This is a genomic window from Nesterenkonia flava (genome assembly GCF_031432335.1).
Classification (GTDB): Bacteria; Actinomycetota; Actinomycetes; order Actinomycetales; family Micrococcaceae; genus Nesterenkonia; species Nesterenkonia flava.
Window position 1 is genome coordinate 70,648 of record NZ_JAVKGT010000001.1, and the last position, 19,863, is coordinate 90,510.

20 protein-coding genes are annotated in these 19,863 nt (G+C 64.5%); 3 read left to right on the forward strand and 17 right to left on the reverse strand.

The window, feature by feature from the left end; translation table 11 throughout:
* Window positions 1-24: 24 nt before the first annotated feature.
* From RH857_RS00325 to RH857_RS00370, 10 genes are all read right to left on the reverse strand, one after another.
* Window positions 25-891, reverse strand: coding sequence for a methylenetetrahydrofolate reductase (locus RH857_RS00325; protein WP_310535979.1), 867 nt, complete (start codon window positions 889-891; stop codon window positions 25-27).
* 147 nt (window positions 892-1,038) lie between these two features.
* On the reverse strand, window positions 1,039-2,325 hold the full coding sequence (locus RH857_RS00330; protein ID WP_310535980.1) for a GAF domain-containing sensor histidine kinase: 1,287 nt from the start codon (window positions 2,323-2,325) through the stop codon (window positions 1,039-1,041).
* A gap of 5 nt (window positions 2,326-2,330) precedes the next feature.
* Window positions 2,331-3,035 (reverse strand): 4-carboxy-4-hydroxy-2-oxoadipate aldolase/oxaloacetate decarboxylase, encoded by a 705-nt coding sequence (locus tag RH857_RS00335; protein ID WP_310535981.1) that lies wholly within the window; start codon window positions 3,033-3,035, stop codon window positions 2,331-2,333.
* Window positions 3,032-3,757, reverse strand: coding sequence for a PIG-L deacetylase family protein (locus tag RH857_RS00340; protein WP_310535982.1), 726 nt, complete (start codon window positions 3,755-3,757; stop codon window positions 3,032-3,034). Before RH857_RS00340 ends, RH857_RS00335 begins: the two co-directional genes overlap by 4 nt.
* Window positions 3,758-3,789: 32 nt before the next feature.
* Window positions 3,790-4,566 carry an SDR family NAD(P)-dependent oxidoreductase gene (locus RH857_RS00345; protein ID WP_310535983.1) on the reverse strand — a complete coding sequence of 259 codons (777 nt, stop codon included), beginning with the start codon at window positions 4,564-4,566 and terminating at the stop codon, window positions 3,790-3,792.
* Between the two features lie 41 nt (window positions 4,567-4,607).
* Entirely contained in the window at window positions 4,608-4,883 is a 276-nt protein-coding gene (locus RH857_RS00350) for a muconolactone Delta-isomerase (RefSeq protein WP_310535984.1), read from the reverse strand.
* Window positions 4,884-4,912: 29 nt separating this feature from the next.
* On the reverse strand, window positions 4,913-5,644 hold the full coding sequence (locus RH857_RS00355) for an alpha/beta hydrolase (protein WP_310535985.1): 732 nt from the start codon (window positions 5,642-5,644) through the stop codon (window positions 4,913-4,915).
* A complete protein-coding gene (locus RH857_RS00360) occupies window positions 5,641-7,008 on the reverse strand; it encodes an MFS transporter (protein ID WP_310535986.1) in 1,368 nt (455 codons plus the stop codon). The genes RH857_RS00355 and RH857_RS00360 overlap by 4 nt, the downstream gene beginning before the upstream one ends.
* Window positions 7,005-7,883 (reverse strand): class III extradiol dioxygenase subunit beta, encoded by an 879-nt coding sequence (locus tag RH857_RS00365; RefSeq protein ID WP_310535987.1) that lies wholly within the window; start codon window positions 7,881-7,883, stop codon window positions 7,005-7,007. Before RH857_RS00365 ends, RH857_RS00360 begins: the two co-directional genes overlap by 4 nt.
* Entirely contained in the window at window positions 7,876-8,232 is a 357-nt protein-coding gene (locus RH857_RS00370) for a protocatechuate 3,4-dioxygenase (protein ID WP_310535988.1), read from the reverse strand. Before RH857_RS00370 ends, RH857_RS00365 begins: the two co-directional genes overlap by 8 nt.
* Before the next feature lie 272 nt (window positions 8,233-8,504).
* On the opposite strand from RH857_RS00370, the gene RH857_RS00375 reads away from it, so the two are divergent.
* Window positions 8,505-9,050, forward strand: coding sequence for a UGSC family (seleno)protein (locus RH857_RS00375; RefSeq protein WP_310535989.1), 546 nt, complete (start codon window positions 8,505-8,507; stop codon window positions 9,048-9,050).
* Window positions 9,047-10,153, forward strand: a complete 1,107-nt coding sequence (locus tag RH857_RS00380; protein WP_310535990.1) for a hypothetical protein — start codon at window positions 9,047-9,049, stop codon at window positions 10,151-10,153. The genes RH857_RS00375 and RH857_RS00380 overlap by 4 nt, the downstream gene beginning before the upstream one ends.
* Window positions 10,154-10,157: 4 nt before the next feature.
* Here the strand turns inward: RH857_RS00380 and RH857_RS00385 are convergent, their stop codons facing one another.
* The 3 genes from RH857_RS00385 to RH857_RS00395 form a co-directional block, all read right to left on the reverse strand.
* Window positions 10,158-11,516, reverse strand: a complete 1,359-nt coding sequence (locus RH857_RS00385) for an FAD-dependent oxidoreductase (protein ID WP_310535991.1) — start codon at window positions 11,514-11,516, stop codon at window positions 10,158-10,160.
* A 122-nt stretch (window positions 11,517-11,638) separates the two neighbouring features.
* Window positions 11,639-13,213, reverse strand: a complete 1,575-nt coding sequence (locus tag RH857_RS00390; protein ID WP_310535992.1) for a dihydroxy-acid dehydratase domain-containing protein — start codon at window positions 13,211-13,213, stop codon at window positions 11,639-11,641.
* A 91-nt stretch (window positions 13,214-13,304) separates the two neighbouring features.
* Complete coding sequence (locus tag RH857_RS00395) at window positions 13,305-14,204, reverse strand: IclR family transcriptional regulator (RefSeq protein ID WP_310535993.1); 900 nt, start codon at window positions 14,202-14,204, stop codon at window positions 13,305-13,307.
* A gap of 173 nt (window positions 14,205-14,377) precedes the next feature.
* Here RH857_RS00395 and RH857_RS00400 point away from each other — a divergent pair, with 173 nt between their 5' ends.
* Entirely contained in the window at window positions 14,378-15,040 is a 663-nt protein-coding gene (locus RH857_RS00400) for a response regulator (protein WP_310535994.1), read from the forward strand.
* 14 nt (window positions 15,041-15,054) lie between these two features.
* On the opposite strand, the gene RH857_RS00405 is transcribed toward RH857_RS00400, so the two are convergent.
* The 4 genes from RH857_RS00405 to RH857_RS00420 all read right to left on the reverse strand — a co-directional run bounded on the left by RH857_RS00405 (window position 15,055) and on the right by RH857_RS00420 (window position 19,694).
* Window positions 15,055-15,978 carry a malate dehydrogenase gene (locus RH857_RS00405; RefSeq protein WP_310535995.1) on the reverse strand — a complete coding sequence of 308 codons (924 nt, stop codon included), beginning with the start codon at window positions 15,976-15,978 and terminating at the stop codon, window positions 15,055-15,057.
* A gap of 9 nt (window positions 15,979-15,987) precedes the next feature.
* Complete coding sequence (locus RH857_RS00410; RefSeq protein WP_310535996.1) at window positions 15,988-17,649, reverse strand: thiamine pyrophosphate-binding protein; 1,662 nt, start codon at window positions 17,647-17,649, stop codon at window positions 15,988-15,990.
* Window positions 17,646-18,572, reverse strand: a complete 927-nt coding sequence (locus RH857_RS00415) for an ABC transporter substrate-binding protein (RefSeq protein WP_310535997.1) — start codon at window positions 18,570-18,572, stop codon at window positions 17,646-17,648. The genes RH857_RS00410 and RH857_RS00415 overlap by 4 nt, the downstream gene beginning before the upstream one ends.
* Before the next feature lie 225 nt (window positions 18,573-18,797).
* Window positions 18,798-19,694, reverse strand: coding sequence for a LysR family transcriptional regulator (locus RH857_RS00420; RefSeq protein WP_310535998.1), 897 nt, complete (start codon window positions 19,692-19,694; stop codon window positions 18,798-18,800).
* Between the last annotated feature and the right edge of the window lie 169 nt (window positions 19,695-19,863).

A 19,863-nucleotide genomic window follows, 5' to 3' on the forward strand; every position in this document is an offset into this window, starting at 1 on the left:
GCTCCTTATCCCTGAAGATGCGGTCTATGAGGCCTGGGCGATGAGATCGCGCCGCCACGCCTCAGTGTTGGCGAGGTCGTTGAAGGTGAAGATGTGGAAGCCAGTGATGGCTGTGTCCGCGTTGCCCTGGGCCAGATGCTGGACGAGGCCGCGAATGAGCTTGGTCGGCTTGTACCCCGAGGGCGAGAAGAACTTCCAGAACATGTTCTGCTGCTTCTTCAGGAAGCTGGCCGACTGTCCCAGCCCCAGTCCGGCTGAGACGCGCGCCAGCTTCTGACGGCTCACCGGTCCGGGCATGCCGACGTAGACGGGAAGATCCACGCCTTCAGCCTTGATCCGCTTGCCCCAGTCCATGAAGGCGTCTGCGCTGAAGCAGATCTGGGTCAGGACGCGGTCGGCGTAGGGAGCCTTGTCCCGCAGGGCCTGGTCGATGTCTTTCTGGGGGAACAGCGAGTGCCCCTCCGGGTAGCCTCCGATGCCGATGTTGGAGAAGTGGTGGCCGCGCGCATCCAGTGCCTTGAGCAGGTCGAGCGCGTTGTTGAACTCACCTGCTGGCTTCTCGGCGTCACCGGCGACGATGAAGACTCGGTCGATGTTCGCGGCTTCCATGCGGGAGACCAGCTGGTCCAGCTCCTCCGGACCGCGGACCAGCCGGGCCGGGACGTGGGGGGCCACGGTGTAACCCTTGTCCCGCAGGAAGAAAGCGGCGTCCAGGGTCGGTTCCAGCCCCTTGCCTCCGGTGGCCGTGATCGTCAGGGGAACCTCGGTGGGCACCTCGGCCACGACCTTGTCCTTCGCGGTCTTGAACGGCATCACCTCGTAGCCGATGTTCTCAACGAGTCCGGCGAGGACCTTCTTCTCCTGCGCGGTGACTGCTACTGGCTTGGCCATAAGTGGTGTCTCCTCGGTACGTGTGACTGCTCCAATACCCTGAACGCGTCCCGGGCACTGGAGAGTGATCTGCTTCACATTCACTCTACGGTGTGACTTGCCCCACTCCATGGGGTAATAGACGGAAGTTGTCCTGCGACGTTTGTCCTATGCGCCGGACGCGGCCGAACCATGCGCCGCCTCGGTGTCCGGCTCACCGTCGGCCCCCGGATAGGGGAACTCAGCCCGCACAAGCGTGCCCACTCCCCCGATGTCGAGCGTGACATCCAGCTGCCCGCCCCAACGCTCCACGCGTTGACGCATGAAGCTCAGACCATTGCCCTCGATCCAAGGGTTCTCCCGTCCCTTGGGCACGGAATCGGGCTCACGCCCGTTGTCCCGCACGGAGATCTGGATGGCATCCAGACCGGCCTGGTCCAGACTGATCGTCAGCAGGTCGGCGGAAGAGTGCTTGACAGCGTTGTGGACCGATTCGGCAATGACATGGTAGATATCTTCGGCCAGTTCACCCGCGAGCTCCTCCGCGACTGGCCCGACGGTCATATCGAAGACGACGCCGGTCTGCCGGTGCGTGGTGGCCTCCAGCTTCCTCAGCGCCTCACGCAGCCCCACCCCGCTGATGGCCGAGGGGCGCAACTGGGCCACGAGTCCCCGCAGATCCTGCAGCACCGAGCCCGTGATCCCTTCGAGGTCCTCGGTGATCTCCTGGATGCGCTGGAGACTCTGCGGGTGCTCCCCGCGGCTGAGCACCTTCAACGTCTGGACGATCATGCCCATGGAAAAGACCTGCTGAACCACCGAGTCGTGAAGGTCGCGAGCCAGCTGCTGGCGAACCTGTCGCTGCGCGGCGCTGCGCTCCTGCTCCAGCAGTGACGCATAGTCGATGGCCAGACCCGCCTGCTCTGCCATGGCCAGCAGAAACTCCAGGCCCTCCTGGTCGATCTCCTTGCCCGGGGACACGAAGACGTTGAGGATCCCGATCGTTGACTGTCGAACTTTGATGGGCACGGAGGCAAAGGCGTCCCATTCCGGATACCGGTGATAATCGTGCAGTGGCTCCCACGCAGGATCGTTCATGATCGCCTGGTAGCGGTGCGGGATGATCACCGGTTCCCCGGTGTGCAGCGCCTCGATCATGCGCAGATCGGCGCCACGCTGCTCGCACTCCTTCAGCCTCGCAAAAAAGGATCGACCTCGGGAGGTGGGAAAACCGGCGATGCCGAGCATATGGAGCTTGTCTCCCGAATGCTCGTTGGTGAGCACCTGGACTCCGGCCAGTCCGTCCGCCTGGAGAATCTCATGGGCCAGGGCTCGCAGCGTGGCCGGAAGGGAACGCTCAGAGGCCACTCGCGCCGCAGTGCGCGCCACAGCGGCGGCCCGACGTTCTCGACGGCGAATCGCCTCCAGCTCCGTCGGTACGAGTGGCTCCGGCATCATCTTTAAGCGTCCGCCTCCTCGGCATCGACGTATCTGATGTTCAATTCTTCCAGCTTGGGGCGCAGATTGTAGAGATCCAGTCCCAGCACGCCCTGACTGAACTGCTCTCTCTTCTGTGCCTCATTCTCCGCACGGGCCTGAGCTTTCTCCGCGACCTCCGTTGCCAGACGGCGGGGAACGACGACGACGCCGTCGTCGTCTGCCACCACGGCATCCCCCGGATGCACCGTGACCCCGGGCAGCTGCACGGGGACGTTGATGGATCCGGGATTCAGCTTATTGGTGCCCTGGGAATGCACAGCACGCGACCATGCGGGGAAACCCATCTCCGTGAGGTCAGCGACATCACGGACGCCGGCGTTGATCACCAGACCGAGGGTCCCCCGGGCCTTCAGCGCGGTCGCGAAGAGGTCCCCAAACATGCCGTCACTCGAGGACGAGGTGGTGGTGACCACCAGCACGTCACCCTCCCCGCACTGCTCGATGACCGCGTGAATCATGAGGTTGTCGCCTGGATGACTCAGGACCGTCACCGCGCGTCCGGCGATCCGCGCCCCAGGATAGATGGGACGCAGAACGGGCTCCACGAGGCCGCTTTTGCCCATTGCCTCGTGCACCGTGGAGACGCCCAGACGACTGAAGGTGGATAGTGCCTCCGGGTCGGGGCCGGGAATGGAGGCGCTGCGGACGATCTTGTGCCCGCTCATACAAGCTCACGTCCCACCACGGGAAACAGGCGAGCGTGGGCCTCAGCGTGAGTGATGGACTTGGGCCCGCCGTTGCGCACAGCCTGGACTCCGCGACGCACCGCCAAGTCGGTGTAGTACTCGATCAGATGGCTCTGAGCGCCCATGCACTCCATGGCTCGGCGCTTGGTGTCGAAGACCTCGGTGATGTCCAGCAGCAGGTCCACGGAGAAGCCGCACATCTCGGGCTGATGGGGTTCGAACATGAGCACCTGCGGCGCCCCGATCGGAGGGTTCTCCGTCTGATGGCCCATCGCCTGGGCCACCATGCGTGCCCGCAGCAGCGTCTCGTGAGCCATGTTGTGGTCGCGGTTGTAGGGATCGTTGGCGACGTGGGTGAGGATGGTGTGCGGCTGGTAGGCGCGCAGCAGGTCCACGACGCGATTGAAGGCCTCGTCATCCACGTGGAGCGGGTAGTCACCCAGGTCCAGGAAGTCGGTGCTCGCTCCCAGGATCTCCGCGGCATTGGTCGCCTCTTCGCGGCGCTTCTGCAGCACCTTCTCCATGGTCATGCCCTCTTGGCGCCAGAGCCCCTGGGATTCTCCGCGCTCGCCGAAGCTCAGGCAGATCACGTGCACGTCGTCTCCGCGCTGGGCTGCGGTGGCGATCGCGCCGCCGGCCCGCCAGACGAAGTCTCCGGAGTGCGCGCTGAAGACGACGACAGATTTCTTCTCAGATGCCATGAGGTGACTGCTCTCCCTAGTGTGCGTGTGTGCTATTTCATCAGCCCGCCGCCGTCACAGACCATGGTCTGTCCGGTGACCAGGACGCCGTCGGGTGAGGCGAGGTAGGCCACCATGCCGGCGAAGTGGGCTGGTGTGACGAATTCTTTGATAGCTTGCTTGTCCCGGGTGGCGGCGAAGACCTCGTCACCGGAATGTGCCCGGGTGCCGGGGGTGGCCACCTGGGCAGGCATGACGGCGTTGACCGTCACGCCTTCGGCTCCCAGTTCGTGCGCCAGAACGCGGGTCATGCCCGTGAGCGCGCCCTTGGAGGCGATATAGGCCAGTTGCCCGGCATTGCCGGTGAAGAACGTGCGCGAGGCAATGTTGATCACCCGCCCCCGCCACGGACTGCGCACCAGATGATCGTGGCAGGCCTGCACCATCAGGAGGGCACCTACCGCGTTGACCGCAAAGTACCGGTGCATCTCCTGTGCGCTCACGTCCAGATAACTGCCTCGACCCGAGAGCAGACCCGCATTGTTGACCAGGATGTCCACGCCGCCGAGGCGGTCGGCGATGGCGCCGACCACCTCAACGATGGCGTCTTCATCGGTCACATCGCAGCCGAAGTAGTGCTGGTTCTCGCCCCACGGAACGTCAGGCTCCCGAATGTCCAGGCAGGCCACGGCGCTGCCCTCTGCGGCGAGACGATCTGCGATGCCCCGGCCGAGTCCACCGGACGCACCGGTGACCACCGACACCGTGCCCCTGAGCCTCCCGGGGACGGCAGCCGGCTCCTCAGCCGGACCAGCGTGCTGGGTGCTCATCGTTGACCCTCTCTTGACCTGATGTGCTGCCGACTTCAGACCTATTTCTCCTGCGGATGGGTCGCCAGCGGCTCGACCTCGACGTCCATCCACGGGAACTGGGGTAGAGACGCCAGCGCCTCGTGCAGGACCGTGGCGTCATCGGCCTCCCACAGCCCTACGGTGGCACGGCGGCCGGGTACGCGCCAGAGCTTCTTGAGAATCCCCGACTGCCGCAGCTGCACCGCGCGCTCACGCTCGGCCGCCTTCAGCTCAGCAACTTGCTCGCTGCTCAGCGACTCCGGCAGGCGGGTTTCGAAACGGACGAGAAACTCCATGAGAGGTTCCTTCCTCGGTGAGGGGTGGGTCAGTCGTGCTTCGGCGCGGAGACTGCGGCGCGGTCAGCGATGGTCCGCAGCACCTCAGCCAGCTCGGCGGGCGCGGTGACCATAGCCTCATGCCCGGTGGCCACCTCATAGGTGTCCCAGCCAGCCGCGGCTGCCTGTTCGTGGAACGGTTGGAAGACCCGCATCCAGTCCACGCACTCTACGTAGACGCCGGTGACCTCCTGGTAGGCCCCGCTCAGCGGGAGAGGATCGGTATAGGTCTTCCACGGGTGAGGCGTCAGGCGCGGCACCAGCCAGTCGATGTCACGCTGATCGGTGACCCCCAGCTTCTCCAGCGGCCGGGGCGGAATCAGCCAGCCGAAGCCGGCCTCCGCCACGGACTCGTAGTAGTGGTGAGCCACCTTCTCGGGCAGCAGGTCGATGGCAGGCTGCCCGTCCCCGATGAAGCCGTCCAGGTGGACTCGGCGGCTGATGCGCTCGGACACGCGGTCGGCCACACCCGTGATGACCTGTCCGGCGTAGCTGTGCCCCACCAGGATCACGTCACGCAGGTCATAGGCCTCGATGAGGCTGACGACGTCGGTCACGTGGGTCTCCAGCCCCACCGAGGGGCTGATCAGGTGTGCGGCGTCAGAGAGACCGGTCAGGGTGGGGGTGTGAACCTCGTGGCCGGCGTCCCGCAGCAGGGGCGCGACCCGTTGCCAGCACCAGCCACCGTGCCAGGCGCCGGAGGTCAGAACGAAGGTGCTCACAGCACGGCCTCCTTTGTCGTCGTCGTCTGGTTCTCGGGCTTGTTGAGGGCATCAGCCGAGGCCCGGTACGTTCCCACCTTCAAGACGCTCATGGCCAGGAAGCTCACGACACCCATGATCAGCAGATAGGTGGCAATCGGCCAGGAGGCGTTAAACGCGGCGTAGAGGCTGGTCCCGATCAGCGGCATGAAGCCACCGCCGAGGATGGATCCGATCTGGTACGCCACCGAGGCGCCCGAGTAGCGGACTTCGGCCGGGAACAGCTCTGCGATGAGTGCGGCCTGTGGTCCGGCCATCAGCGACTGGGCCAGCAGGATCACTGCGAAGGCGATCGCGATGTTGTACCAGTGAGCGGTGTCCACGAGCCAGAAGAACGGGAAGGCCCAGACCGCCAGCATGCCGGCGCCCCAGAGGAAGACTTTCTTCTGGGTGAAGCGGTCGGCAAGGATCGCTCCGAGGGCGACGGTCACCAGGTGGCACAGAGCACCCCAGATGATCAGGGCGAGCATCATGTTCTGAGAGACGCCGTCCTCGCCGAGGTTGCCGCGGTGGGAGAGCATCCAGACGGAGTACATGTAGCCGATGGCCGGGGGTGCGATGGAGACGATGCCTGCCAGCAGCACAGTGCCGGTGTGGTTCTTGAACAGATCCAGCATCGGCGCCTTGGCCACGGTCTTGGACTCCTTGACGTTCTTAAACGCCGGGGAGTCCTCGACCTGGAGTCGGATGTAGAGCGCGATGAGCACCAGCAGGGCGCTGAACAGGAACGGAATGCGCCAGCCCCATGCCTCGAAGGCCTCGGGCGCCAGAATGTTGGACACAATCACGAAGACCACGTTGGCGCCGATGATGCCCAGCGGCAGACCCATCTGCGGGAACGAGCCGTAGAGAGCCCGCTTGTTGCTCGGTGAGTACTCGACTGCCATGAGCACCGCGCCGCCCCATTCACCGCCAACGCCGACGCCCTGGAGGATGCGGAAGAGCACCAGCAGGATGGGCGCCCAGATGCCGATGGCCGCATAGGTCGGCAGCAGGCCGATTGCGACAGTGGCCACGCCCATCAGCAGCATCGAGACCATCAGCATGGTCTTGCGACCGACGCGATCCCCGTAGTGCCCCATGATGATGCCGCCCAGCGGGCGGGCGAGGAAGCCGACGGCGAAGGTCGCGAATGCGGCGAGTGTGCCGGCCAGCGGGTTCTCCGAGGGGAAGAACTGTGGTCCAAAGATCAGTGCGGCGGCGGAGCCGTAGATGAAGAAGTCGTACCATTCGATCGCCGTCCCCACCAAGGAAGCGCCAAGAACTTTTTGGCGCTCCTTGGCGGAGGGCAGACTAGTGCCGCTTGAGAGAGCTGCTTCACTCATGCGGCGGCTTCCTCCGATCCTTCTTCCGCCACGGCGTCGGTGGCGAAGAGAGCCAGCGCCGCAGCCGTGTTGGAGGCGGGCACGTGATACGTGTCGTGGATGCGGCGGATGTTGTCACCCAGGGCTCCGCGCATGATCAGCCACATGATCATCTCGATGCCCTCGGAGCCGGCTTCCTTGATGTAGTCGGCGCGGGAGATCTCGGCCAGGCTCTGGGGATCGGTCTCGATCTTCTCCAGGAAGTTGCGGTCGAACTCCTGGTTGATCAGACCTGCGCGCTCGCCGGAGAGCTGATGCGACATTCCGCCGGTGCCGAAGACAGCGACCTTGATGTCCTTCGGGAAGGACCGGATGGCCCGCCCGAGGGCTTCACCCAGCTGCAGGCAGCGCTGTGCCGTGGGCTGGGGGTACTGCAGGACGTTGACCAGGATCGGCACCACCTTGCAAGGCCAGGCGTCGCCCGGCTCGGGGGTGTAAACCGACAGGGGCACGGTCAGGCCGTGGTCCACGTCCAGCTCCTGCAGGACGGTCATGTCGAAGCCTTCGTCGACGAGGTTCACCAGCACGTGCTCGGAGAGGTCGGGGGCGCCGACCACGTCAGGCACCTGGCGGGGGCCGTAGCCCTCGTCAGCGACGTCGTAGTGATCCGCAGTGCCGATGGAGAAGGTCGGGATCATTTCCAGACCCAGGGCGTTGGCGTGATCGTTGTAGACGACCACCGCCACGTCCGGTGTGTGCTGGGCCATCCACTCACGGGCCGGACCGTAGCCGTCGAACAGCGGCTTCCACAGTTCGTCCTCGGTCTTCTTTCCGTCCATGGCTGCGCCGATGGACGGGACGTGAGAAGTTGCCAGTCCCCAAATGATCTCAGCCAAACTTCCGCCCTCCTGCTTTGAGCTCTGCTTTGAATTCCTCAGTAGTCATGCCTGTGAAGACACCGCCGAGGTCCTGCATGGACTTCTTATCGATGGCGGCGAGCTTGATGACGTAGAAGATCGATGCGCCGATGTCTGTCATCTTCTTCCAGTCGCGGTCCAGCACTGCCTGCTTCTGCTCGTCGGTGAGCAGGTACTTGTCGCAGTAGGCTGCCTCGTCAGCGCTGAACTGCTCGCGGTTCTGCGGGTCCTTCAGCGAATACAGCATTTTGTTGAGGGCACGCCCACGATTACTCATCTGAGTGTCGAAGACATGGGTTCCCTCGATATGCGGGGTGTAGGACGACACAATGCCTCCTTGAATACCGGGTTGTGTGATGTGCCTCACTCATGAAGTGTAGATGTGGTGTGAGCTGAGGCACATAGGCAGCCCGACCTAATGGGGATGCGACATTTGTCCCGGCGTCGTCCTGGGCTCTTGCAGGCGTCCTGAGACACCCTGCCGCATACCTCTTCCACCACCCAGGGGGGCTTCCAATGCGCGGAAAGGCGGGTTAAACGGGTCTCCGCGCCTGTGGTGTGGTGACAGCATCCCACCCATAACCAAAGGAGTAAGGGATCATGACCATACTGACCACGGAGCCCCTCCTGGATCCCACAGGGGCTTCCGAACGCGACGACGACGCCACGCTGGCTCCCCGACCCGGTTCCCTCACGGGCCTGCGGCTCGGCCTGCTGGACAACACGAAGACTAATGCCACGGCACTGCTGGAGAACATCGCCTCCGCCCTGCAGGAACGCCACGGCCTAGCGCACGTCACCTTGTACACCAAGGACTATTTCGGCACTCCCGTCAAAGACGAACTGTTGGAACAGATCGCCGCCGATTGCGACGCCGTGGTCACTGCGGTGGGCGATTGCGGATCCTGCAGCGCGGCCACCGTCGCGGACGGGATTCTGTTCGAACGCGCCGGGATTCCGGCCGTCAGCATTACCAGCGACGCCTTCTTCGTCTCCGGCGAGGCTATAGCCACCGTGCAGGGATTCCCCGGCTACGAGTTTCTCGCCGTGCCTCATCCGGTGGCGAGCCTCACCGCTGATGAATTGAGCGAGCGCGCCCGAGACCTGGTGCCCCAGGTGGAACGAATCCTGGGGGTGACGGCATGACGGTCACAGGTGCCCAGAGGCAGACGCCAGTGGATGTGCGCGAGGTACGCGAGCTGCTGGAGGAGTACCAGCGCAAGGGCTGGACAGACGGCCTACCCGTCGCTCCGGTCAGCGAGTCCGTGCTGGAGGAGTTTCTGGCCACGACTCCGAAGGATCCCGATGAGGTCCTGTTCGAGAAGCCCCACCTGAATCGCCGCCTGACAGTGCGCGATGCAGCCATCAATGCGGCTCTGGCCGGGTGCCTGCCCGAGTACTTTCCCGTGGTCGTTGCCGCGTGGGAGGGGATCGCCCAGGAGCCGAATCCTAAGAAGGGCATCTGGCAGTCCACCACGGGCACGGCCCCCTTCACAGTGGTCAACGGGCCGGTGCGCCAGCGCTTGGACATCAATTCCGCAGGCAACATCTTCGGTTCGGGGCACCGGGCGAACGCCACTATCGGACGGGCCCTGCGCCTGGCACTCATCAATGTCTTCGGCCTGCACCCTCACGGACTGGACCAGGCGACCCAGGCCACACCGGCCAAGTACACGGCCCTCATTGGGGAGAACGAGGAGATGAGCCCCTGGGATCCCCTACACACCGAGTATGGGTTCACACGCGACGACGACGTCGTCACCTCATTCGTGATTCGCTCGGTGATGCACATTGAAGCCCGGCATACGCAGGCCGCCGAGCACCTGGCGCTGGACTTTACAGACTCCATCATGCGCACCGGCGCCTTCATCCACGAGTACACCAATGCACTGCTGGTGGTCAGCCCGGAGCATGCGGACCTCTTTGCCCGTGCCGGCTGGAGCAAGGAGGACCTCCGGGAGTTCGTCTACGCACACGCGGTGCGGCCGCGCCCGGACTTCGCCGCCGTGGGGAAGGACGCGGTCTCCCGGCACACCAAGTGGCGCCTGGCTACGGATCATCCAGACGCCGAGCCGGATACGGCGAGCGCCACCTCCACCCCAGAGCAGGTGCGTGGGCTCACGAATCCGGAATCCGTACAGATCATGGTCGCTGGCGCCAATAACGCCGGCGTCTCCGCGGTGGTGGAGATCTTCGGCCTGCACGCGAGGCTGCGTCCCTCCTCCTACAGCCGCGTGGTCTACCCCTGAACGTTCAGGGGTGGTCGGGCGGAAGGTCCGCGCCCAGGTAGACCCCGGTGTCCTCCAGGGATCGGCGCAGAGTCGGGTAGTCGACGTCTCCTACTGGGACGCCGGCGGCCAGGGAAATGCCGGCTGCGAGGCCCGCGGCCTGACCCATGACGAAGCAGGGCCCGGTCACACGCGCCGAGGACTGTCCCCACTGCGTCATCGAGGCCGAGCGCCCCACGGTGAGCAGGTTCTGGACCTTCTGTGGAACGAGCATTCGGTAGGGCAGCTGATTAAAACCCCGCGAGTCGTCCCCCGCGTAAGGGAATCGGAATTCAACGGTCCCCTCCACGTGAGCCTCCACCGGCCAGCCCTGCACACCGATACTGTCGCTGAAGTTCACACAGCCTAAGATGTCATCCTCGCTGAGCTGGTAGAGACCGATGCTCCGCCGGGTTTCGCGGATCCCGACCTGGGGGGCGATGTCCACGATGTAGGAGTTTTCGAAGCCCGGCGTGCTACGTCGAATGAACCCGAAGGTCTCCCACACCTGCTTCCTGCCCTGCAGCTCTCCCCGGGTCAGCTGACGGACGTCAGTGCCGTCGATGGCGCTGCCGTCGTCGTTGGAGAGCTGGGTGAGATTGGATCGCCATTCCAGAGGGTTGCGCTGCGGCCTGACGATCGGTTTCTTCCGAGGAAATCGCTGCTCGCCGCGCGCCTCGGCCTCCTCCATGAGCCGGGCGATGGTCTTCCACGCCGGCCCTGCGCGCTCGGCATCGACGCCGTTGATCCGGAACATCAGGGAGGGATAGAGGAGATGTTCGGAGGTCTCGGTGGGGGCGCCCGCACGGTGGGCGATATCCGCGTCCCCAGAACCGTCGATGAAGATCCGGCCCCGCACAGCCTCCCGTCCGGACTTGGACTCCATGACGACGGCGTCGATCCTGGTCTCGTCCTCCATCACCACGTCCACCACCGAGGCATGGAAGAGGATCTCGCACCCTCCGTCCAGCAGAAGGTCATCCGCAGCGATCTTGTAGGCGGAGATGTCGAAAGCCTGGGCCTGAATGCGGTCCTGCACGCTCAGATGCGGCCGGCTGAGTCCGTCCATGCGTTCCAGCCGTTCCAGCAGTTCGTCGGCGTAGCCGCGCACCACACGCCGATGTTCTCCGTGGACCCTTGCGTGCAGGCCGCAGAAGGTGCTCAGGCCGCCCATGGTGCCCGCCCCTCCGAGGAACCCGTAGCGCTCGATGATCAGGGTCGAACATCCCGCGCGGCTGGCGGCGGCCGCGGCCATGAGGCCGGCGGGGCCCCCGCCTACGACGACGACGTCATACTCACCGACCACCGGAGTACGCCGCGGCGACTCATAGATCTGCGCGCTCATGACTGGCCTCCGCACAAGACCGCGCCGCAGGACAGCGGCTGGACCGTAGCGCGGTACTGGTCGAGGAATCCGCTGCCGGCTTCATCCTGGTGACCTGCAGGCGGCTGATATGGCGGGCGGCTCTACAGCTCCTCGGGGTCCACCAGCACGTCGACGGTTCCCGTGGTGAGATCGATGTGGATCTGGTCGCCGTTGCGCAGCCGCCCCAGGGGACCGTCAGCGGCCGCCTCTGGCGAGGCCTCGCCCACCACGATTCCGCGGTTGACCAGTCCGCTGAGCTGACCGTCGGAGATCACTGCGACCTGGTCGCTGAGGCCGCGGCCGTCCAGAGCGAAGATGAAGGCCGAGACCATGCCCATGGCTGGACCGCCTCTGACGCCCAGCCCGCGGATGACGACGACGTCGCCGGGTTGAATTTCGTCCCGGCCGATGGCGTCGATTCCCTCCTCCCGGGAGTGATAGATCCGGGCTGGCCCGGTGAACTGGTAGGGCCCTGGATCAGGAATCGGACGCTTGACCACGGCTCCTTCCGGCACCAACGATCCTTTGACCACCACGATGGCCGGGGTCCGCGACAACGGTGCCTCCAGGGGGCGGATCACCGTGCCGTCGGCACCCGGGGCCGTCTTGAGGTTCTCCGCGAGCGTGGCACCGGTGATGGTCATCGCGGCTCCGTCGATGAGGGGAAGCAACTCCTTCAGAACGGTCGCCGCACCGCCGGACGCTTCAAGATCCTCCACTAGGTGGTTGCCGTTGGGCCGAATGGAGCACAGCGTGGGCGTCTGGCGCCCGAGGCGGCGGTAGGTCTCCCAGACATCGAGGCTCAGTCCGGTCTCCACCGCCACCGCTTGGAGGTGCTTGATGGTGTTGTTGGACCCCCCGACGGCGAGCATCAGCCTGGCCGCAGTGGTGACGCTGGCCTCCGTGATGATCTGCCGCGGCCGCAGGTCCTGCTCAACAGCTCGCGTCAGCGCGTCCACTGAACGGGCGACGGCGTCCCACATCCGCGGCGAGTTCGCCTTCACAGGGGCCGCGCCCGGAACGGCCATTCCCAGCGCTTCGGCGACCATGTGCATGGAGTTTGCCGTGGCCAGCCCTGAGCACACCCCGGGACCAAGAATCGCCCGGTCTGCCTGCTGCACCACCTTTTGGGAGATTTCCCCGTCCAACGCCTCCAGCGCAGCATTAAAGAAGACCTCCTCCACGTCGGCGTCGCCACCTTCAGCAAGCCCGCTGCGTTGGTAACCGCAGGGAATGATGACGGTGGGGATGTCCAGGCGGCCTGCCGCCATCAAGTGGGCCGGAGTCGTCTTGTCGCAGGAGCTCAGACAAATCATGGCATCCAGCTGTGCGCCCTCAACCATCACTTCGATGTCGTTGACGATCAGGTCCCGGGACGAGAGAACGTATCGCCCGCCTTTCCCCGCGCTGGTGATGAAATCGGAGGGAGCCGTAGTCCGGATCTCAAAGGGCAGCAGACCAGCGTCGTAGGCCTGCTGCTTGATGACTGCCACAATGTCGTCAAGGTGCGCAAAGCACGCTGCCAGGTCGTTTGAGGTGTTCACGATGGCGACTTTGGGTCGCTCCATGTCCTCCGGATTGATACCCAGAGTGACCCACTGAGCTCGACGGGTCACAGTCTTTGCGTGATGGGGACCAAAGTTGCTGCGCAGGCTGGACGGTGGTCGCGATGTCATGGTCTTCCTCCTTGGCTCCACCGGAAACGATGGAGGCGGGTCGGCACCGCAAGCGCGCCCGGAACGGCGGCGCGATGATGAGCAGACGGTGTCACGCGCTCTGGACGGGCGACAAGCGGTGTTTCCGCATACCCGAAACCCTCGGGGCACCGATGCCCTGCTCCCAGGCCGTACGCTGCACGGCGCGGGCGGCACTGCGGATCATGTGACCGTAGGGAGTTTCGGAGGTTCCGGGTGGCACGACGACGGACAGCGAGGCGATCGGAAGACCGAATTGTCCCAGGATGGGCGCGCCGATTCCCACATGGGGATAGGTGCGATGGTCGTTGACGCAGTAGCCCTCCGCACGGGTGCGCGCCAGTGCTCTGCGGATCTCCTCAGGAGCTTCCTTGCCGTGGGCGCCCTGAGATTCAAGGGTCTGCAGATACTGCTCTTGAAAGGCGGGTTCGCAGAAGGCCAGCAGAGCCAATCCGACCGCCGCGACATGATAGGGGTCGCACTGGCCGACGCGTGGGCGCTCGTGCCCTGGTTCGCGAGGCCGCAGGCTCTCTACGACGGTGACATAGTCCCCCTGCGGGATACCCAGGTGGATGGGGTATCCGGTGGTGGCGTAGAGATCTTGCATAAAGGGAAGGGCGACACGCTGGATCCCGTGGGTCTTGGGCGTGAGCAGGCCGAACTTCCAGACATCGATGCCGATGCACAGCCTGTCACCCTCCCCCCGCTCCAGCATCCCCAGCTCCAGCAGCTCGGAGACCATTCGATGAGTCGTCGACAGCGGAAGGCCTGAGCGGCGGCTGAGCTCGGAGAGGCTAAGGGTGGTGTGTTCATAGTCGAAAGCCGAGAGGAGCCGGTGCAACCGCTCCAGGGAGGAGCGCTTCGGGGAACTCCTGCCGGACGCCACCCCCGCCCCGGCCGTTGGTTTTGCCGTGTCCCGAGCCTCTGGCGAGCGGTCCGAGGAGCCCTCGCCGTCTATCAGTGTGACCACCATAGACGTCAGGGTGCCGCACCATGCTCACGATGATCAGCCCGCCTTCCACTGGCCAGAATCGCAAACACGGCATAATGTGATGCCTACCACACCATAGGCGGGCCTGTTCCGGGTCCCACCCCTCTTCCCCTTCCGCACCAGGTGCGGAAGACGACGTGCAGGAGAAACGCGCAGTGGATGATCGCACCGTCAAAGTTCTCATTGTGGATGACCACGCCGTCGTCCGGCGTGGCATTGCCGCCTATCTGGAGGTCGTCGAGGACGTCCAGGCGGTGGGCGAGGCCGGTGATGGCAAAGAAGCTCTAGAAAAGCTCGCCGAGCTAGACGCCTATGACAATCTTCCCGACATCGTGCTGCTCGATCTGATCATGCCCAGGATGGACGGGGCAGCTACGCTGCCGGAGATCCGAGCCCGCTACCCGCAGGTGAAGGTTGTGGTGCTCACTAGCTTCGCCGAACCGGAGCGGATGAACACCGTCATGCGACTCGGCGCCGTCGGGTATCTGCTCAAGGATGCCGGTCCGCAGGAGGTGGCGTCTGCGATGCGGGCGGCTCTTCGCGACGAGATGTACATCGATACCGCCATGACGAAGAAGTTCGCGCAGATGATGAACAGCCCGGCCACCGGCATCTCCACTCTCACCGACAGAGAGAGGACGGTGCTCGCTCTGGTGGGCGAAGGCCGCTCCAACCGGCAGATTGCCCAGGAGCTGTTCATCAGCGAACGCACCGCTCGGACCCACGTCTCCAACATTCTTCGCAAGCTGGACCTTCGGTCCCGCACCCAGGCTGCACTGCTTGCCGTGGATGCGGGACTCCTGGCCTCCCGCAGCTGAAACTCTCAGCCCGGCTAAGTCGACTCCAGCTCATCGGCTGCAGCCCTCGTGCTGCGAGCCACCTGGCGGAGCAGCTCCAACTCACCGCGGTCGAGGGCTGGGAGTTCGGCGCGCATACTCTGACCGGACCAGCGCACCGGCAGCGCGGTGTACGTCTCGGGCAGCTGAGGGATCCCCCGGGTCGAGACCGTGGTGATGACCTGCTGCCCGTGCTCGAGCTCCCGCACGAGCTTCATCACGCCGAACCCCGATGCCCAGCCTGAGCTTCGCCCGGAGTTCAGCGCCAGGTACCTGCCGAACCATCCGGCCATGTGCTCTTCCAGGCGCTGCTTCTGGGCAGGGCGCCACTCCACGGCCCGCCCGTTTACGCGCACACTCGAGAAGACGGGGACCTGTCCCCTGCCGTGCTCCCCCAGCACCATCGCATCGATGTGCGAGACCCTCATTCCGAGCTCGTCGGCAACCGCTGCTCGGAAGCGCGCCGCATCGTTGAGCGAATAGCCGATGAGCCTGGTCTCCGAGAAGCCCAGAGTACGCGTCATCCAGTCTGCCAGGATGTCCACCGGGTTGGAGAGCAGCAGCACCACCCCCTCGGGGGCCAGCTGCTCATGGACGCTGGGAGCCAGGCCCCGGAGCAGTCCGGCGTTCCCCTGCAGGAACTCCCGACGGTCGGCCCGGGGGTTCTCCGGCAGCGACGCCGCCACGATCACAAGATCGGCGGTGCCCGCAGGGGCCGCTCCTACAAAGAGCTGCGGTTCGTCCAGCCCCAGGAGAGCCTGGGCGTCGCTGATATCTATCCGGTGAGCCTCGACGAGGTTCTCCCTGATGTCCTGGAGATAGAGCTCCTGTCCAAGACCGTGGGCTGCCAGCTGCGCCGCCACAGAGGATCCCACCACTCCGGCTGCACCGATGACGCAGATCCTTGAGAACTGGTGCACGGCCCCGGCTTACTCGGGTCCCTCGAATGAGTGCGCCAGCACCCAGGAGGGGAAGGAGGTAATGCGCGCGTCGATGACCAGCGGCACGGCTTTGTCGCTGTTCAGCCATTCGTCGACGGCTGAGAGGTCCTCCTTGGTGCGCACCGTCACCGCCTCACAGCCGTATCCTCGCGCAATGGAGGCAATATCGGTCTCCGGGAAGATGACCGTGTCCAGGTGGTCGGTTTCATGCACAAAGTGATGCACCTCGGCACTGTAAGCATGGTCGTTGTAGACGACCACGACCATCCGCTTTCCCAGTCTTACCGCGGTGTCCAGCTCCACGTGGCTCATCATGAACCCGCCGTCACCGATGCCCACGATAGGAAGCCGATCAGGCAGTGCCACGGAGGCTCCGATGCCCATGGCCAGGGAGAGACCGATCGATTGGAAGGCGAGCCCCAGGCAGTACCCCGTATTGTCCGGAACCCTGAAGAGCATGGCGGGATAGCAGTTGAAGTTTCCGCCGTCGGGAATCACGACTCGGTGATCGGGCAGTTTGCGATCCAGCTCGACGGTCAGCAACCGGGGGTCAATCTCTGTGTCAGTTGATGTGTCATCGAAGGGCTGCTCGCACCAGTGGCGTGAACGGCGCACCTTCTCCCGGATGTCCTCGCGGCGGTAGCCCATCTTGGGACCCGTACCCCTGCTCGCGAGGGACGCATCAAGCGCCTGAGCGATGTGGCGACTGTCTCCGAGCACCGGTAGGTCGATATCGAAATGAAAACCGAAGGCCTGGGGCCGGTCGTCAACTTGAATGACCTTCTTTCCCCGCAGCAGATACCCGCTGCGAGTGGTCCATCTGTTCAGGCTGGCACCGAAGGCCACCAGCAGATCCGCCTCGCCGATCAGCTCAGCGGTGCCGTCAGTGGCGAAACCACCCATCGCATCCAGGTACCAATCGTCATCGGCGAAGAGGCCGCGTGCCACCGCGGAGGTAGTCAGGAGTGCCCCCACCCTCCCCGCCACGGCCTGCAACTCCTGCTTGGCGTGCAGCGCACCCCGGCCGGCCACAATGACGGGACGCTCGGCCGCCAGCAGCGCGCTGGCCAGTTCCTCGATCGCCTCGGGCGAGGCGCCGGCGGGAACCACCGGCAGCAGCCGCAACCCCTCCGGCGGCCTGGGCGGTGCCTGCTGCTCCTGGATATCCAGGGGCACCGACAGGACAACCGTCCGGCGCTCATGCACAGCGGTGCGCACCGCAGTCGTCACGTCCTGCCACACGGTCTCCGGCCGGTGGACACGCGCGGCCACAGCCCCGAGGCCGCGGACGACAGCATCCTGGTCTATGTAGAAGTTGGATCCCGGGTTCCATCCGGGTGTATCCCCAGAAAGAACGATGACCGGCGACCCCGACTTGGAGGCTTCGGTCACTCCCGTCAGGGAATTCGTCAACCCGCACCCCTGGTGCACGGAGACCACCGTGAGTTTGCCGGTGGACCGGGCGTAGCCGTCCGCCATGCAGGCGGCACCCATCTCGTGCCGTGCAGCGGTAAAGCCCACCCCGGCGGCAATCATCGCGTTGGTCATGTGAAAGTTGCCGCTGCCGACGACGCCGAAGATGTGTGAGGAGCCCAATTCTGCGAGCGCCGTTCCCACCGCCTGGGCCACTGTCATGGTCTGCTCAGTCATCGGGTGTACTCCTCGGGCAGAAGCTCATCCAAATCAATGGGGTCAGACACTACTCCGTGCTGGTGCGCGGCGTCGGCGATCACCTGCACCGCTTCCCGGTCAAATTCCGGACGGAAGGTCGGCAGGGTGATGTCGTCGATGATGTCCTCCTCAATCGTCGTGTTGGCGAGGATCACTTCGCGCAGTTCCTCCGGGTTCTCCTGCGCATACTCCATCGCTCGGGCCGTAGCACGCTGGAAGGCCTCCACCAGTTCGGGATCCCCTTCGATGAGCTCGTGGGTCGCCAGCAGTCCACCGATGTCAAAGTTCTCGTGGGTTTCCGTGTAGGGGTGCATGATGATGCGGGCGTCGTGCTGCTGCAGAGCGATCGTCTTGTACGGCTCGACCAGCAGAACGGCGTCAACTTGTCCCTGCTCTGCCACGCTCATGGCTTCGCCGAAGGCCAGCTCGATGAACTCAGCTGAGGCCCCCTCGTATCCGTTGAGGTCCATCGCAGCACGGATAGCCGTATCACCGACGTTGTTGAGGTTGTTGGAGGTCATGGTGGTGCCCTCCAGATCCTCAATGCTCTGAATCGGGGAGTCAGCGGGCACCAGGACAGCCGCCACATCCTCGTCGGGATCACCGGTGACCGAGGAACCATTGATGATGTACTCCACGGGCAGACCCTGGTCGTGCGCGACCATGCCCGTGACAATGTTCGCGAAGGCAAAATCGTACTCTCCCGCCAGGACTCCCGGAACCTGGACTGCCCCGCCGGTCGTCTCGATCACTTCCAGGTCCAGGCCTTCCTGTTCGTAGAAGCCCTTTTCCACCCCGAGCCACAGGGGGCCGGTGTCAGCGATCGGCATAGCCCCCACCGAGACCTCGGTGAGCTCGCCCTCGGAGTTCCCTCCGTCGCCCCCACAGGCGGTCAGAGCCATCAGTGCCACCAATCCTGTCGCTGACAGGGACACAGCTTCTCGTCGTTGAGATCTGGTGGTGCGCATGTTCTACCTCCGCTTAACTGACTGTGATACACGCCACACTGCGTGACTTCTCCTCACCGTAGAGGCCCAAAAGGAACTGGTCCACTAAATCCGAGCTGAGTGCGATATAGACGACCTCTATATCGCACGCCATCGGGAGAGAAGAAACCCGGCACCGCCTCACTTCGGAAGCGAGGCGGTGGCACTGCGCGCCGCATCCAGCACAAACGCACAGAACCAGTCCAGCGCGGGAGTCACCGCGCCAGGTCGACGATGCAGCCTCACTTCAGGAATTCCCTCCCCAGTGGGCAGCGGCGTGAGCCTCAACTGCGGCCATAGGTGGCGCCAGTGCCGGACGATCAGCTCAGGCGCAACACTCGCCCCCGGCAGTGTGGTGAGTATGTAGGGCAGGGAGGAGAAGCTCTGCACCGTTGAGTAACGGACACCACTGAAACCCTCAGACTCCAGGAGCCTCTGAACAGGCGGATGATGCCCCAGGCTCGGATGCCCGAAGACAAAGGGCACCTCGGCGTATCGCCCGTCCTTCAGGGGCACCGTTGCAGCAGGGTGGTGGACAAAGCAGTAGCTGTCCCGACGAATCACCCAACTCTCCGTCGTCGCCTCGAGATGCCCACTGGTGATGACCACATCACACTCCCCGCGGCTGAGCCGCTCCGCAGCTGTGGCTACGTCCACCGGAACTGACTGCACGGTCACCCCTGGAGCCTCCACCATGAGCCGGGAAAGAATGGTCGGCAAGAACGCGCTTTCCCCGATGTCAGACAGACACAGGACAAACTCCTGACGGGCAATGGCCGGGTCAAAGCTGACTCTCTGGGCGGCAATCCCGTCGAGGGCCTGCACATGAGCGCCCACCTGGCGGTAAAGGTCGTCGGCGAAAGAGGTGGGGCGAACCCCTCGGCCGGTACGCACAAAGAGCGGGTCACCGTAGTGTCTGCGCAGCTTCTGGCACGAGTGGCTGATGGTCGGCTGTGTCAGGTGCAGCCGACCCGCCGCCCCCGAAAGCGACCCCTCCTCATAAACCGCGGCGAAAACCCGCAGTAGGTTCAGATCCATCTCTCCGCCTCTCTCACTGCGGCCAGAATCTTTTTCTTCCGCCGTGTGGAGTATCACATGCAGTTCACAATCCGCACGCCTGTTCGCATTTTCCTACCCAATGGGCCGTGACGCGCATCACGTAGCTGGTTATTCCATGATGGCACCAGACCAACGACCGATTCGTTCG